This window comes from Clostridium sp. UBA871, assembly GCF_002295255.1.
GTDB classification, from domain to species: Bacteria; Bacillota; Clostridia; order Clostridiales; family Clostridiaceae; genus Clostridium_J; species Clostridium_J sulfidigenes.
Window position 1 is genome coordinate 277505 of record NZ_DBFV01000011.1, and the last position, 15663, is coordinate 293167.

The 15663-nt window shown below is 30.8% G+C and carries 21 protein-coding genes; 11 read left to right on the top strand and 10 right to left on the bottom strand.

From position 1 onward, the window contains the following. Window positions 1–8 precede the first annotated feature (8 nt). The 4 genes from B3086_RS14500 to B3086_RS14515 all read left to right on the top strand — a co-directional run bounded on the left by B3086_RS14500 (window position 9) and on the right by B3086_RS14515 (window position 3022). Window positions 9–674 (top strand): ATP-binding cassette domain-containing protein, encoded by a 666-nt coding sequence (locus B3086_RS14500; protein WP_346878102.1) that lies wholly within the window; start codon window positions 9–11, stop codon window positions 672–674. Continuing rightward, entirely contained in the window at window positions 674–1201 is a 528-nt protein-coding gene (locus tag B3086_RS14505) for a hypothetical protein (RefSeq protein WP_346893723.1), read from the top strand. Before B3086_RS14500 ends, B3086_RS14505 begins: the two co-directional genes overlap by 1 nt. A 9-nt stretch (window positions 1202–1210) precedes the next feature. Further along, a complete protein-coding gene (locus tag B3086_RS14510; RefSeq protein WP_346893725.1) occupies window positions 1211–2140 on the top strand; it encodes a hypothetical protein in 930 nt (309 codons plus the stop codon). Between the two features lie 267 nt (window positions 2141–2407). Continuing rightward, complete coding sequence (locus B3086_RS14515) at window positions 2408–3022, top strand: hypothetical protein (protein ID WP_346893727.1); 615 nt, start codon at window positions 2408–2410, stop codon at window positions 3020–3022. 167 nt (window positions 3023–3189) lie between these two features. Here the strand turns inward: B3086_RS14515 and B3086_RS14520 are convergent, their stop codons facing one another. Next, window positions 3190–3459: a hypothetical protein gene (locus tag B3086_RS14520; RefSeq protein ID WP_346893729.1), complete on the bottom strand. Its 270-nt coding sequence runs from the start codon at window positions 3457–3459 to the stop codon at window positions 3190–3192. 150 nt (window positions 3460–3609) lie between these two features. On the opposite strand from B3086_RS14520, the gene B3086_RS14525 reads away from it, so the two are divergent. Continuing rightward, window positions 3610–3741 carry a DUF4351 domain-containing protein gene (locus B3086_RS14525; RefSeq protein WP_346877735.1) on the top strand — a complete coding sequence of 44 codons (132 nt, stop codon included), beginning with the start codon at window positions 3610–3612 and terminating at the stop codon, window positions 3739–3741. Window positions 3742–3897: 156 nt separating this feature from the next. Here the strand turns inward: B3086_RS14525 and B3086_RS14530 are convergent, their stop codons facing one another. The 5 genes from B3086_RS14530 to B3086_RS14550 form a co-directional block, all read right to left on the bottom strand. Then, entirely contained in the window at window positions 3898–4650 is a 753-nt protein-coding gene (locus B3086_RS14530; protein WP_346880490.1) for an ABC transporter ATP-binding protein, read from the bottom strand. Between the two features lie 10 nt (window positions 4651–4660). After that, on the bottom strand, window positions 4661–5494 hold the full coding sequence (locus tag B3086_RS14535) for an ABC transporter permease (RefSeq protein ID WP_346877665.1): 834 nt from the start codon (window positions 5492–5494) through the stop codon (window positions 4661–4663). 67 nt (window positions 5495–5561) lie between these two features. Next, complete coding sequence (locus tag B3086_RS14540) at window positions 5562–6704, bottom strand: ABC transporter substrate-binding protein (protein WP_346893731.1); 1143 nt, start codon at window positions 6702–6704, stop codon at window positions 5562–5564. 260 nt (window positions 6705–6964) lie between these two features. Then, window positions 6965–7204 carry a BhlA/UviB family holin-like peptide gene (locus B3086_RS14545; RefSeq protein WP_346884907.1) on the bottom strand — a complete coding sequence of 80 codons (240 nt, stop codon included), beginning with the start codon at window positions 7202–7204 and terminating at the stop codon, window positions 6965–6967. A gap of 158 nt (window positions 7205–7362) precedes the next feature. Next, window positions 7363–8385, bottom strand: coding sequence for a branched-chain amino acid aminotransferase (locus tag B3086_RS14550; protein ID WP_346878407.1), 1023 nt, complete (start codon window positions 8383–8385; stop codon window positions 7363–7365). A 253-nt stretch (window positions 8386–8638) separates the two neighbouring features. Between B3086_RS14550 and B3086_RS14555 the strand changes: the two genes are divergently transcribed. After that, complete coding sequence (locus B3086_RS14555) at window positions 8639–8854, top strand: cation transporter (protein ID WP_150844596.1); 216 nt, start codon at window positions 8639–8641, stop codon at window positions 8852–8854. Between the two features lie 152 nt (window positions 8855–9006). Here B3086_RS14555 and B3086_RS14560 read toward each other — a convergent pair whose 3' ends face one another. Beyond that, entirely contained in the window at window positions 9007–9276 is a 270-nt protein-coding gene (locus B3086_RS14560) for a hypothetical protein (protein WP_346893733.1), read from the bottom strand. Between the two features lie 461 nt (window positions 9277–9737). On the opposite strand from B3086_RS14560, the gene B3086_RS14565 reads away from it, so the two are divergent. The 3 genes from B3086_RS14565 (at window position 9738) to B3086_RS14575 (ending at window position 11358) form a co-directional block, all read left to right on the top strand. Then, window positions 9738–10037, top strand: a complete 300-nt coding sequence (locus tag B3086_RS14565; protein ID WP_346847137.1) for a DUF2089 family protein — start codon at window positions 9738–9740, stop codon at window positions 10035–10037. Window positions 10038–10039: 2 nt separating this feature from the next. Further along, complete coding sequence (locus tag B3086_RS14570; protein WP_346847138.1) at window positions 10040–10336, top strand: hypothetical protein; 297 nt, start codon at window positions 10040–10042, stop codon at window positions 10334–10336. Window positions 10337–10434: 98 nt separating this feature from the next. Beyond that, window positions 10435–11358, top strand: a complete 924-nt coding sequence (locus B3086_RS14575) for a hypothetical protein (protein WP_346847139.1) — start codon at window positions 10435–10437, stop codon at window positions 11356–11358. A 109-nt stretch (window positions 11359–11467) separates the two neighbouring features. Here the strand turns inward: B3086_RS14575 and B3086_RS14580 are convergent, their stop codons facing one another. From B3086_RS14580 to B3086_RS14590, 3 genes are all read right to left on the bottom strand, one after another. After that, window positions 11468–12136: a RusA family crossover junction endodeoxyribonuclease gene (locus B3086_RS14580; RefSeq protein ID WP_035130962.1), complete on the bottom strand. Its 669-nt coding sequence runs from the start codon at window positions 12134–12136 to the stop codon at window positions 11468–11470. 124 nt (window positions 12137–12260) lie between these two features. After that, window positions 12261–12827, bottom strand: a complete 567-nt coding sequence (locus tag B3086_RS14585) for a chromate transporter (RefSeq protein ID WP_346847140.1) — start codon at window positions 12825–12827, stop codon at window positions 12261–12263. An 11-nt stretch (window positions 12828–12838) separates the two neighbouring features. Continuing rightward, entirely contained in the window at window positions 12839–13402 is a 564-nt protein-coding gene (locus B3086_RS14590; protein WP_346847141.1) for a chromate transporter, read from the bottom strand. A gap of 114 nt (window positions 13403–13516) precedes the next feature. Here B3086_RS14590 and B3086_RS14595 point away from each other — a divergent pair, with 114 nt between their 5' ends. Both B3086_RS14595 and tsaD read left to right on the top strand, forming a co-directional pair. Further along, entirely contained in the window at window positions 13517–14398 is an 882-nt protein-coding gene (locus B3086_RS14595; protein WP_346893735.1) for a LysR family transcriptional regulator, read from the top strand. Between the two features lie 184 nt (window positions 14399–14582). Further along, window positions 14583–15623 (top strand): tRNA (adenosine(37)-N6)-threonylcarbamoyltransferase complex transferase subunit TsaD, encoded by a 1041-nt coding sequence (gene tsaD / locus B3086_RS14600; RefSeq protein WP_346870760.1) that lies wholly within the window; start codon window positions 14583–14585, stop codon window positions 15621–15623. Window positions 15624–15663: the final 40 nt, after the last annotated feature.

The window sequence follows — 15663 nt, forward strand, 5'->3', positions numbered from 1 at the left end:
GTGTATTTATGAATGAAAATTATTATTTAAAGGTAGAAAATCTATCTAAAGAAATAAAGAATGCAAGAATTCTTAATAATATAAATTTAAACCTTAATAAAGGAAAAATATACGGATTTAGAGGGAAAAATGGTTCAGGAAAAACTATGTTATTTAGAGCTTTGTGCGGGTTAATAAAGCCCACAGAGGGGAGAGTAGAAATTGATGGACAAGTATTAGGAGAGAATATTTCATTTCCTGAAAGTGTGGGGGTTGTTATTGAATATCCTGGTTTTTTACCAAACTTAAGCGGCTATGAAAATCTTAAGCTTATTTCTGAAATTAATAATAAAGTAGGAGCTAAGGAAATTAAAGAAATTATATCAGCTGTAGGATTAGATCCAGAGGATAAGAAGAAGTTTAAAAAATACTCTTTAGGTATGAAACAACGCCTAGGAATAGCACAGGCCCTAATGGAAAATCCAGAGCTAATAATATTGGATGAACCTACCAACGCATTAGATTCAGATGCAGTATTATTGATTAAAGAATTACTTATCAACATGAAAAATAATAATAAGTTAATTTTATTAGCAAGTCATGATAAAGAAGAATTAGAGGTTTTATCAGATGAAATTTTTTATATAGAAAATGGTTCTATTGTTAATCATGAAATATTAAGGGAGGAGCAGTAATGAAAAAAAGTAAAATAGCAATATTTTTATTAATTACTATTTTATTAATATTTGGATATCGCTATTATAAGGTTAATCAGAATGTTCCTTTAAAATATACAATGGAATATTACAAAAATGGGACTTATGCAGATTGTGAAGGTCTTGAAATAAAGATACTTTCAACAGAAACTAGAAAGTCTGATGCAACAAATCAAGTTGGAACAGAGTATATAGAACTTGTAGTGAATTCAGAAATTGTGAACACCACCTCTGAGGTTAAGGATGCTATTACTTTTCAAGAATCTGCAATAGTAATGGATTATTATAGTACCTATGCAGGTCCTGCAAAGCTATCTGAGGGTGATTTAAGAAATGTTCAACCAGGAGAAAAACTATTAGTTACACAGGTGTATACTCTTGAAAAGGAAGTATATGAAAAAGGAAAAGATAATGTGTATATGTATTTAGGAGAAAAGCTATACCCTAATGAAACAAAGGAAAAATTTTATGAAGGCATTAGATATAGAAAGGCACTAAAGGTTTAGGGGGGAAATATGAATAAAAAATCTAAAGGTTATATAATAGCAATAGTATTAACAATAATAGCGGTATCCCTTGTGGTATATGAAATTAAATCAAATAGAGTTAATCTTAGCATTTTTAATAAGGAAGAAGAAGTTTCACCATGGAAAGAAGAAGTTATATCATGGGAAGAGGAAAAGAAAGCAAGTAATGATAACAAGGAAGTAAAATTATCACAAGAAGATGAAGAGCTGTTAAAGAAAGTTCCTATAGGTGAAAAAATATTAAAAAGTATCAATTCTCCTGATAAGGAAGATATACATTATAAAATGCTTAATGCTGTAGACAATTTTAAGACATGTAAGGGAGAGTTTATTGAAGAAGGTTCCATGGGAAACTCTCGTATGAAATGCACCTTTGCAGTTGATACAGAAAATAAAACTTCTGTAAGTATAGATGATTCGGAAGGAAAAGAGCCTGTAACTTTAATTTATCATGATGATAAAAGAAAAGTTTTTGATGATAATGATAAAATCTATAGAGAATTTGAGGAAATTCAAAATAAGAGAAAACCTACAATAGTAAGACCAATTAGATTATATTTAAAACCAGATCTAAAGAGAGCAGACCTTGGGTATTTAGGGATAAGCCACTATATTATTTCTGCAGATGCGATTTCTACATATCTATTTATTTATGAAGATTGGGATTATACAGAGTCAACTTTTTTAGAAAGAGATGTATATAAGCTAGAAGGAGTAATTAATCCAGCGCTATCTAATATGGCACAGGGTAAGTTTTCTTTATTTATGGATAAGGAAACTGGAATAATACTTCAATTTCTATCCTTTGATGATAATGGAAATGTCAAATACAAATTAGAATGTACTAGTTTGGAAGTAAATATTCCAATAGATGAAAGTGTATATAATAAAGATGTTTCTGAATATACTAAAAAATGATAAATTACAATACAAATTGAGGTATGAAAATGAAAATAAGTAGTGAAAGCTCTGAGAATATGAAATTCTCAGAGCTTTAATTATTTATTTTTACTTTCATGTAATGAATTTATACTTTTGAGAAAAGTTAATGATATATAATGTTATTTATGTTAATATTTTAAGTATAATATAAAAATTATAATGTTTTAACATAGTTATTATAAAAATTATGTTAAAGAACATAAAAATAAGGCTATAATTAGCTAAATATGGGGGTAAAAATCTATGAAGAAGAGAATTTTAGCATTACTACTTGTAACTACAATGGCAATTACAATGGTAGGCTGTGGTGCAAAGGACTCAGACCATGGAGATAAGGCAGAAAAGAAAACAGAAAGTAACGGGGGAGAGATGTCTTCCCAAAAAAATTTATTTGATGTAGAAGTAACATTGCCTGCAGCCTTTTTTGACGGAAGTGATAAGACTACTATAGAGAAAGAAGCAAAAGCAAAAGGGGTACATGAAGTTAAAGTCAATGAAGATGGTTCTGTAACCTACATTATGGATAAGAAAACTCACAAAGAGTTATTAGCAAGTATGAAACAGGCAGTAGACGACAGTATTAAGGAGACTTTAGCTGATAAAGAAAATTATCCTTCTTTTGCAGAGATAAAGTATAATGATGATTTGACACAATTTGATATTATGGTTGATAAAGCATCCTATGGTGGGCTTCAACCTTTTGTAGCAGTAGGATTTTATATGTCTGGAAATATGTATCAAGCTATGAATGGAAAATCCTTTGATACAGCAAAAACCATAGTGAACTTTAAAGATAAAGCTACAGGAGAAGTCATTGAGAGCGGGGATTCTTCAGCGCTAGGTAAGGGTGGAGAATAGGTTATAAATTTAAAGGGTAGTTACATTTATATATGAAGAATAGATATTGATGGAATAAAAATAATAGGGGTTTTCTTAAAGTAAAATAACTTAAATAAATGGTGAGCATGCACTTATATTAAAGTACATGCTCACCATTTTTGATAGGATTAGTGATATATTATAGTTTACATAGTAACTTTATATATAAAAAATATAAAGGCAAGGGTTATGATAGTAGTAAGTATACAAATTGTATAGCCTATTTTTTTAGAATTTTTCTTATAAATATAGTCTAAACCATCTAAAAATCCAAGTGTAGCAGCTGAGATTAAACAGAATATAGATAGTATCCTAAAGGTAATATCATTTTTATTAGAGGAATAATAAACCATGTAAAATAAATAAAAAAGTGACATGAGAGATACAGTAGTTAGTAATGTCTTAAATTTCTTCATAGTGCCTCCTAAGTTTTATATTCTTTGAAGTTTTAATAATTATTTCTAGATTATATATAAAGTATATACTAATAAGTGGTAATTTTGAAGGGGAGGTATAATTGGTTATAGGATATATTAAATAGTTAAAAGATTAGAGTTAAGATACTCATTAAAAAGTTCAAGTCTGTATCAGAGGAATATAAAGAAAAAATAAGAAAATTACCAGAGGACACTATAGATGTAATAGCTACCGATATATTTGACTTAGAAGACATTAGAGATGTAGAGAAGTATTTTTAGTAAATAATCAAAAGCTAATGAGGTTATCGTACTAAAAAATTATTGCAATAGTTTTTTGTCTAAAAAAAGGGGCTGTCCCATTAACATAAGATAAATATGCTAACGTGACAGCTTTTTGTAAGTCCATAGAAAATTTGATGATATTTTATGTCTTATTTACTCTTCCTCAAGCATTTTCAGTATTTTTGCAGTTATATGAGCATATTCCACATTTCCTCTATCTCTAGGTCTATCCATATTAACATCAATAATGCTTCTAATATTTCCAGGGTTTTTGCCCATTACTACAATTTTATCAGATAGATAAACAGCTTCATCTACTGAGTGGGTTACGAATAGAATTGTTTTCTTATTTTTCTCCCAAATATTCAAAAGCTCTCTTTGTAATATTATACGAGTATAGGCATCAAGTGCTCCGAAAGGTTCATCCATTAAAAGAACTTCAGGATTATTAGCGAGGGCTCTTGCTATTGCAACTCTTTGCTGCATTCCACCGGAAAGCTCATAGGGATATGCATTTTCGAATTCCTCCATATTTATTAACTTTAAATATTTTCTTGCTTCTTCAAGTCTCTGTTTTTTAGGCACTTTTTTAAATTCAGCACCTAGAGCAATATTATTTATAACGTTTTTCCATTGGAGCAGAGAATAATGCTGAAAAACCATACCAATTTCAAAGGATGGCTTAGTAATCTCTTTGCCCTTGAAAAATACATTCCCCTTTGTTGCTTTTTCTAAACTGGATATAATTCTAAGTAGGGTTGACTTTCCACATCCAGAGGGGCCTACAATAGATATAAAATCATTTTCTTGGACTGATAGGTTTATATCTTTTAAAGCATGTACCTCTAGTGAACCCCCTGTAATAAATGTTCTGCTAAGATTTGATATTTCAATATAATTTTCCATACTATCACCCCTATCTTACTTTACTTTGCCAGGAAAAGTATTTCTTTTCTACGATTCTATAAATTCCATCAAGGCTTGCTCCTACAGCACCAATACAAATCATTCCTGTGATAACCAAGTCAGTTCTGCCGAGTTCATAAGCATGGGTTATTAAATAACCAACACCTGATAAGCTACCTGGAAGCATTTCTGCAGATACTAGGCAGGACCAAGCAATTCCAAGGCCTGTCCTAAGTCCTGTTATAATAGTTGGGGCAGAGGCTGGTAGGAGAATTTTAAAGAATATATCCCTTTCTGAAGCTCCAAGAACCTTTGCAGATTCTACTAGAGTTTTGGGAACAGTTCTAACAGCAAATATAGTATTTGTAAGTACAGGGAAGAAGGTACCTAAGCCGATAATAAACATCATTGAGAACTTAAAATTATTTAAAAAGGCTTGGAGTTCTCCGCCCTCTATTTTAAAAACTGTTGAAAAACTTGCTACACCAAACCACGCCAGCACTAAGGGTACCCATGCCAGTGGTGGTATAGGTCTAAATATATTAATAAAATTATTAAATAAATTATATACCCTTGCCTTATATCCCATTAACAGACCTAATGGAATGGCAATAAATACACCTACAATATATCCAAGAAGTACTCGAGTTAAACTAACTAAGACATTTACAGGTATTGATCCAAGGCCGATAAAATCGTTTGTGGCATGAGCAAAGTTATCTAAAACTGATACTATTCTTGGCAAAATTACAGCATTATTAATCCTAAAGGAGAGTATATGCCATAATAGTATAAATAGAATAGGCACTAATAACTTCCACAATATTTTTTTTAGATGTTTCAAACCTTTAACCTCCCTCTATAAAAAAGCTTCCTAGCATAAATTAGGAAGCTTTTCCATAATGATAATTCTATTCTAAAAATCTAAAATCAAAAACTAGTTTCTTAACTTTTTCAAAATCTAATCCCTTTAGTTGTCCATTAAATTTATCCATCGCATTAAGTTTTTCCACATATATTTCTATACCCTTATACCAATTTTCTGATGGAGCTGTGAAGTATTTTATCTCACATTTATTAATGGTTTCTTCTGATACACCAATAACTTCTGCCATAATCTTTGACACTTCTCCATGGTGTTCAGTACAATATTTTGCGTTTGCAGCTACAAGCTTTGTAAAAGCTTTAGTTACCTCAGGATAATCATTGATAGCTTTATCTGTAGCAGCAAATACACAACATGGGAAGTCATTCCATTGACCGTTTTCTGGGAAGTCCTTCAGATTTAATGATATTTCACCTAAACCTTTTTCTTCTGCAGCTTCAGGATGGTGTGATGGCCCTACCCAAGCATCAACTTGCTTGCTAGTTAAAGATGGCAATAGATTGTTTGAACCTTTAAGATCAACTAAAAGAACATTTGCTGAAGTATCACTTGGATTTTCAGTTACCTTTAACCCTTGGGCTTTTAAAACTGATTCAATTACTATTCTAGGTCCACTTACTGGTGAATGATAGCCAAGTTTAAGTGGTTGTTTTAAATCTAATATGTGTTTTTTTATATCATCCCAATTCTTTAAATTAGTGTTTGGTGGAAATACTAAGGCAATTCCATCACTTTGGAAAGGTGCTGCAATTTTTAATTTAGCTCCATTATCTACAGCAGTAAGGAAAGCAGTATTTGATCCAAATCCATAATCCACATGCCCTTGGCTCATAAGATTAGCAGTTTCAGATCCACCTTTACTAGGAACAAAATTTAAGATAGCTATTTTCTTACCATTTTCTAATAATTCAAATTTATCCTTAGAAAGTGGATTGAAATATACTCCAGTTTCTTTAAATAGCTCAGGTTTTTTTGTAGCAACATTCATTATACCTGTATGTAATTCGTTTCCCCAGCTCATAGTAAGCTCTGGTACCTTTTCATCGGATTTAGAAGCTTCTTCAGTAGAGGCTGGTGAGCTTGTGTCCTTTGATGCTTTCTTTGAATCACATCCAAAAGCAAAAACAAGGATTGATAATGCTAATAATAAAATTAGTGATTTTTTCATAATATCCTCCTAAAAATAAATATTTACAAACAAGTAGAATTATATAAATATATAGCATTTAAGTCCAATTAAGTTTTTAGATAATAAAATCTTTATGTATTTGTTTTTATAATAGGTGAATCTGTAGTATGTATATTTAAACACTATTATTTAATTAACATTAATAATTACTTATATGAATTCAGCAACAAATATAAAATTAATCAATAGTAATAAAAAAATAAGCCAATGACACTAAAGCGCCATTGGCTTACATTTAGTTATTCTTTACAGTTATTCTTTATAACATGCTGTTTTATATCTTCAACATCCTTTTTTACATCTTCCATTATGCTTAATTTATCTGTTATTTTTGCTATTATCTCCTGGTAGTTCTTTTCTCTTTCTTCTTGCTTTTCATCTCTTTTTTCTTGAGCTTTTAATATATAGAATATTAGAAATATGCTGAGCACTGCCCATATTCCTTGAGACATTGCTATTTTCAATATTTCACCTTCCATTAATTTCAACACCCCCCCTAGTTATAGTTAGGATAATATTTAAACTTTTATGCATGCTTAAAATATCCCTTATTACTATATATGCAGATGTGTTTATTAATGCAATCAGCTAAAGAAAGGCTCACCATAATCTTTTATGATGAGCCTTAAATATTATATTAAATTTCTACGTTGAATATCCAACCTTCTGGTGCTTCTATATCGCCAGCTTGAATTCCTAGTAAAGTTTCATAAAGTTTTCTAGTTACTGGGCCAACTTCTGTTTCACTATGGAAAACGTGTTTGTTTTCTTTATGTTGGATTGCTCCGATTGGAGTGATTACAGCTGCAGTACCGCAAGCTCCAGCTTCTGCAAATTCACCTAAGTTATCTATTAATACGTCTCTTTCTTCTACCTTCATACCTAAGTTATGCTCAGCTAAGTATAATAGAGATCTCTTAGTTATACTTGGTAATATAGATGGAGATTTAGGTGTAACAAAGGTACCATCTTTAGTTATTCCAAAGAAGTTTGCAGCACCTACTTCTTCTATTTTTGTATGAGTTGCTGGATCTAAATAGATACAATCAGCAAAGCCTGCTTTAACAGCTTCTGCATGAGGTAATAAGCTTCCAGCATAGTTACCACCAACTTTAGCAGCACCAGTTCCCATAGGAGCAGCTCTGTCAAAGTCAGAAGTTATGAAGTTAACTGGAGCCATTCCACCTTTGAAGTATGGTCCAACTGGTGTAACAAAGATTCCAAATATATATTCCCTAGCTGGACGAACACCTACATTGTCACCTACGCCTATTACGTAAGGTCTAAGATATAGTGTTGCTCCACTTCCATATGGTGGGATAAGTCTTTTATTTGCTTTAACAATTCTTCTGCAAGCATCTAAGAAGAATTCTACTGGTACTTCTGGCATTAAAACTCTTCTACAGCTTTCATTTAATCTTTTAGCATTTTGATCAGGTCTGAATAAGCATACTTTTCCATCTTTATGAGTATATGCTTTTAAACCTTCAAAACATTGTTGTCCATAATGCAAGCATGTTGAACCTTGGCTAATTGTTATTTTATCATCTTCAACTAAGTTTCCTTCATCCCATTGTCCATCTTTATAATGAGAAATAAAATTAAAATCTGCCTTTAGGTAATCAAACCCTAATTCTTTCCAATTGAATTCTTTTTCCATTACCAAATCTCCCCCTAATAAAATTAACTTTTTTATTTGATTTTTTAATGTGTAGTTAACATAATCCTTAATTTTCAATGAAATCGTATACTTGCAAATTGAACTATGTAAATGAAATCGTATACTTTTATATGTTTAAAAAATTTAGAATTATGTGCCTATAATACTATACTAACACTTTTAAATATTTTATCAATAATTTTTCATGATTATATTAATACTATATGTATATTAATGAAAGGAGAAATTAGAAATGAAAAAAAGATTAACCGTTGAAGGTATGACTTGTGGAAAGTGTGTTACCAATGTTAAAACAGCATTACAAGGAGTTCATGGGATTGATAATGTGGATGTACACCTAAAATCTCAAATAGTAGTGGTTGATGGAACAGATTCTGTTAATGATAAAGAAATGAAGTGTGCCATTGAAGATGCAGGTTATATAGTAGAAAAAATAGAGCAGGCTTAGCTTAAAAAAGTAATGGAATACCTTTTACCTTTAAAAATGCTTTTGCTTAAAGTTTAGCAAAAGCATTTTTTATTTAGCATATTCTTAATAAGTTAATATAAGGTATCTTAATTTAAAAGAAAGTTTTAACAGGCTTTACGTATTACTGCAACTTAACCTATAGACACATCAATTACTTTAGCTACATAATCATCCATACCTGACTTTGCTAGTATAGTGATAGACTGTGGCGAATTGCTTGAAATTTTAGCACTATAAGCTTCAGCACCATTTACATCTAATTGTTCGGCTCTATTTATAGTTATTTTATTTTTATACGCAACCTTATAATCTTCAAGAATATCTGCAACTCGATTTTCTAAGTCTCCAGTAGGACACTCAAGTATTTTTATTCTGTCAATTGCTCTTTCAAGGTTTTCCATAGGTTTTTTCCTCCATTATTTTATTAAAAAGTCTATTGTATCGTAAATCGTAATTAGTATTTCCTATAATGACTTGCTTTATCAATTAATTTAATCAAGGGAACATTCTTTAGGGTGGGTAAAATCTCTGGAATAAAATGTTATGGGGTCAGACCCCAAGGAAATTATTATAAGTACTTTATGGTCTTGATTATTTTTTTAGGCCTTTGAAGAAAGATTTACTTAGAGGTTTTCCTATAGGATTAGGAGCTGCGTTGGGTTGGCTTTTGATAGAAACTAGATCTTTTGCAGGAAAAATGGAATAGAATATTATAAGAGGTTGAGTTTTCACTCAACCTCTTATTTGTTATATATTTTTGAGTAAAGAAAATTAATTAAATTTATATTATATTGCTTATTGATTTTAATATTATTTAGGTTATAATTAATATTATTAAACATAATATGAAAGGAAGGTTAAAATGGATATTGATAAAATACCACAATGGATACTTGCTTTAGAGCAAGAAGATGCAGGTTTTTTGAAAAATTTTGTGCTGAAATCTGGATCTTTAAAAGATATTGCAAAAATGTATGAAGTATCTTATCCTACTGTGAGATTGAGATTGGATAAACTGATTCAAAAAATTGAACTAAATGATAAGAAAGAAGAAGAGCCATTCCAAATATTTATTAAAGGATTGGCAGTGGATTCTAAGCTTGATTTGGAAACTGCAAAGTTAATTATTGACAAGTATAAGAAATGTTTGAAAGGAGAATAACCATGTCAGATATAAGTACTATTATTATTGCATTTGTAGTTGCAGGTGCACTCTTAGGAGTTGAATATTTTCTTGGTAAACAAAAGAACTGTTTATTAGGAGGGATTATACCTTTAATATCAGTGATTTTTGCAATATGTGTGTTTAGATTTACAAAACTAACACTTAGCTTTAGAAATTTATTTCCATTTCTCATATTAACTAATATGTTTTTGGCAGAATGGGAATATGGACGTAAGAGATACAAAAAAGAAAAAGAAGCTGAACTGGATAAAATGAAAGCTCAAGATATAAATTAATTATATTAAACCAGGGGTATAACCCTATGGTTATTTACATATTGTAGAAAAAAATATATAATTTAGATAGTTATAAATATAGTAAGGGAGTAAAAGTAATGTTAGATCAACGTGGTTTGAAGTCCGTAAGAAATTTTTCAGTATGTATGTTGTTAATAAGCATTGTAATTAATATAGTACTTGTACTTCGGCATTTTGGGTATGATGTTAATATGATTCAAGATTTAGGATATGAAATTAGTATAATCGAAGAAATAAATATAAAAAATTATGTTGAATTTTTCACTTTGCCTTTTGTGGCTACTGCTATTGCAAGTGCAATAAATAGAGCTAAGGATTTATCTCAAGAGGCTAAGGATGAGATGAGATCTAAAATGAAATTAATGAAATCAGGTACTATTTTCTTCATTTTATATATTCTTTTTTCTGCACTTATAATAAAGAAGTCATATTTTATTGTTGCCGCTTTTATAATGCTAGGAATTTATGTGAACCTAATATTTATTACAGAGAAAATTATAGTCTTAGGGTTGAATGACCATCAAATGAAGTGGCGAGCAGCAGTAAACGGTACGGACTATCCCGTGGAAGGTAGTAGTATATTTTGGAGATTTAAACCTTGGTTTATGCCTTTTGAAAGGGTGCCATTTAATAAAAGGAGTCTTGGATTATATAATATTGTTGTTATGGTTATATTTACATATACCCTAATAGAAAGTAAAATATCGGATATATTTGAGGTTATATTTTTTATAATTGTTCTTAGAGAAATCTTTTCTCTTATAGAGTATATCTTAGGATTATATACATCTTTAATAGGTGTATGCACTGGGGTGACAGAATCACAGGAGAGCAGAAATGGAAGCCAGTATTGGACTGTATATGTTACTGACTTTAAAAATAAAAGAGAAATTGCCTATAGAACTTATAATTATCCTTTTATCTCTCGAGGAGAAGAGGCTAAAGTTGTTCATGGCATGTTCTCTAAACGAGTAGTTCTCATTAATGGAAGAACAATTTAAAATTTATGGCTTTTGTAAGTTATAAAAGGTTGAGCATGTACTTAATAATTATAAGGACATGCTCAACCTTTGTTTAAATAAATTTATTACTTTAAATTCCTTGTGTTTTTTAGAATAGTTTTTTAAAGCAACTTTTACATATTAGAGTTTTTCCTTTATTGCAGGACATGATATTATCTTTGGAAACTTCCTTTAGACAAAGTTCACAGATTTGTTTAGAGCCTTTACTGGAAGATAGATTGTTATCTCCAGGGGAAAACTCTTTGCATAAACCTGAGGCACTATAGCTATCTAAGGTTTTATTTTTTTTGTTACTAGGAGGTTCATAATTTATTATGGGCTGTTTTTCTTCTAGCTTAACTATTTTATAATCCATGGCATAGGAACTTTCCCCAAAGAGTTCAAGTTCAAATCTTGGATTTTCTTTATCGTAAAATTCTTCTATAATAAGTCTTCTTACTTGGGCATCATTTATTATAAGGCCACTTTTTTCAACACCATCTAAAATACTTTTTGTTATGTTATTTGTGTCTGGATGACGTTTTTCACTTTTATAATAAACCTTAAGGACAGCTATAAGTGCCTCTGTTAAGGTTACACTTGGATTTTGAACCCTACATTCGTAGGCTATTTCTTCCTCGTATAGTGCATATCTATCATGATATTTTCCAGAGTTATATGGTAAAATAGCTCTGTTACTGCTATTGAAAAGTTTAAAGTTAGATTTAGAAATTGGTGATCCCTTTACCACAACTTTAGCATAGTTAATATCTTTCATTTTAATTCCTCTTTCTATGATTGTGTGATTAATTGTTTAAATAAATAACTTTAGTAAGTATATTATAACACAGGAACTTATGTTTAAACGAAATAATAATACTTTAGGTAAAGGTCAGATTATTTTATATAATTTTAAATAGTATTCCTGCAATACCTGAGAGTATCATCGCTTCCATTGGATTTACTTTAGTTTTTCTAAGTAGAAAGAGGCAGACTACAAAAATAATTATAGATTTTATTTGAAGACTCATTTCTACCAAATTCCATGTTGAAGTTCCTAGGAAGGAAAGCATTAGTATAGTACCAGCAGAAGAAGCAATAAGTCCTATGGAAGCTGAACGAAGTCCTTTTAAAATATTTGAAATATTTTTTGATTTAGTATGATTTTGAAAAAAATTATACAAAAAAAGTGAGATGAAAAAGCCTGAAATAATACATCCTAAGGTAGCTACAAGGGCACCGAAAATCCCATTAATTTGAATTCCTACAAAGGTGGAAGTATTAATGGCTAAGGGACCAGGAGTCATTTGAGATATAGTAATAATATCCGTGAACTCTTGCATAGTAAGCCAGGCATGTTTCTCTACTACTTGCGCTTGGATTAAGGGAATAGTTGCATATCCACCGCCTATACTAAAGAAGCCTATTTGTAAAAAGCTAAGAAAAAGTTTAAAAATATAGTTATACATAAACCTTCCTCCTAAAATTTGTTTTTAAAAATGAGACAAAGGATAATGCAACTTACTAGAATAATCATAACGTTTATATTAAAAATAAAACTAGCTATGAAAACTACAGGAATCATTAAAGAGAGTAAAGCATTTTTTTCTTTTGTAACAGTCTGAATCATGGTTACTACTAAATCTACAATCAAAGCGGCAACTCCCGCTTCCATTCCCTTTAATATAGATGAAATAGTGGCATTATCACGGAAAAAGCTATAGCAGGTAGAAATTAAAGATAGTATTATAAGTGGAGGAAGTACAGCAGAAATACAGCTGATAACAGCACCTAAAAAGCCAGCTATGCGATATCCAGATAATACTGATAGATTTACAGCTATGGCTCCAGGAGAAGACTGAGCTATTGCTGCCATATCTAGTAACTCTTCCTCACCAAAGTATTGTTTTTTCTCGACAAAGTATTTACGAATCATAGGAATTACTACATAACCTCCTCCAAAGGTAAAGGCACTAATGAAGAAGTTAACTCCAAAAAGCCAAAGGCAAGTTTTATATTTTGAATTCTTATTTAAATAATTCATGGAACCCTCCTTTCTCTAAGTTATACAATTATATTACTTGTACATAGATAAATAAAATGATAATATTTTATGAAATACATTACTAAAAAGTAATGTAAAGGAGTGAGATTTATAATGAACTTGAGGCAGATGTATATTTTTAAAGAGGTATGTGAAGAGTTGAGCTTTACGAAGACAGCAAAAAAATTATATATGACTCAACCAGCGATTTCACATGTTATAAGTGATTTAGAAGCGGAGATAGGTGGAAAACTTTTTGAACGAATTGGGAGAAAAATTCATCTTACAGGAACTGGTGAAATACTACTACATAAAGTGGTGCGAATAATTGAACTTCATGAGGAGTTAGAGAATGGTTTTAAATATCAAGAGGAATTAGTAACTATTCGAATTGGATCTAGTATTACTATAGCTAATTTCTGGCTTCAGGAATGGATTAAAGAGTGGAGGCGAAAGTATGGAAGAACACCATTAAAGATTCAAGTGGATAGTGCTACTAATATTGAAGAAAAATTATTAAATAATGAAATAGATATTGCACTAATGGAGGGAGCTATTCATAATAAACAATTGATTAGTCATGAGGTTTCTTCTTATGAAATGTCAGTGATATGTTCCTCTAATCATGATTTTGCTAAAAGTGGAAGGTTAGAAATCGCGGCGGAAGAGTTTGCTGCACAACCACTACTACTTAGGGAAAAGGGATCTGCAATAAGAGATACCCTTGATAGTGCTTTATTACTTAAGCATATTTATGTGGATCCTATGATGACAAGTGTAAATTCACAAGCACTTATTCAAGCTGTAAAGTATGATTTTGGAATAAGTGTTATTCCAGATTTGCTGGTTATGCAGCAAGTTAAAGAAGGAGATATAGCAAAATTATCAATTAAGGATATTAGGCTTTTCAATTATAACTCAATTTGTTATCATCGAGACAAGTATCTATCCAAACCAATGCAGTGGTTCATTGATTGTTGTATAAGAATTAAGTAAAACATGTGTAATTACTCTTTAAAAAATGATAAAATGTATGAAGTAATCACATTTGTTGATATAATTGTATAAATGTGTGGATATATTATTTTAGCATGTGGATAAGTTTAAGTTAGTACCTTAAGGGTAAACTTTTAATATAAACTTTCATAGTGTGTAAATTATTTAAAAGTAGGTGAAAAATATGAAAGAAGCAAATGAAGTAAAAGAAAATTTTAAAATACTTGCTATAGAGTCAAGTTGTGATGAAACAGCAGCTTCAGTAGTAGTGAATGGAAGAGAAGTTTTATCTAATGTTATAGCTTCTCAAATTGATATACACAAAAAATTTGGTGGAGTTGTGCCAGAGGTAGCTTCAAGAATGCATATAGAGGCTATTAGTGCTGTGGTGGAAGAAGCACTTAGAGAAGCAAATCTGACTTTTCAAGATATAGATGCCGTGGGCGTTACCTATGGGCCAGGGCTTGTGGGAGCTTTACTTGTGGGGCTTCAATATGCTAAGGCTTTGGCTTATGGATTAAATATTCCCCTTATAGGAGTAAATCATATTGAAGGTCATATAAGTGCTAATTTTATTGAGCATAAGGATCTAAAACCACCTTTTATTACTTTAGTAGTATCAGGAGGACATACCTTTATTGTTCATATGAAGGATTATGGCAGCTTTGAAGTTCTAGGAGAAACTAGAGATGATGCAGCAGGGGAAGCCTATGATAAAGTGGCTAGAGCTATTGGACTTGGATATCCTGGTGGACCTAAAATTGATAAGATTGCTAAAGAGGGAAATGAGGACGCTATTAAGTTTCCAAGGGCAAATTTCCATGATAAGACACTAGATTTCTCCTTTAGTGGAGTTAAATCAGCAGTACTTAACTACTTAAACTCTCTTCAAATGAAGGGTGAGAGCTATAATCAAGCTGATGTAGCTGCTTCCTTCCAAAAGGCTGTGGTAGATGTATTAGTAGATAATGCTATGAAGGCTTGCAAAGAGAAACAAGTAGATAAAATAGCTATATCTGGAGGAGTTGCATCTAATTCTTATCTTAGAGCAAAGCTTATGGAAAGAGGAGAAAAGGAAGGGATAAAAGTTTTATTCCCAGCTCCAATTTTATGTACAGATAATGCAGCTATGATTGGAAGTGCTGCTTATTATGAGTATAAAGCTGGTAGAATTGCAGATTTAACACTAAATGCAGTACCAAATTTGAAGTTAGGACAAAGATAGGCATAAAGATTTAAATTTAGGATTTCAAATGTTGAACCGT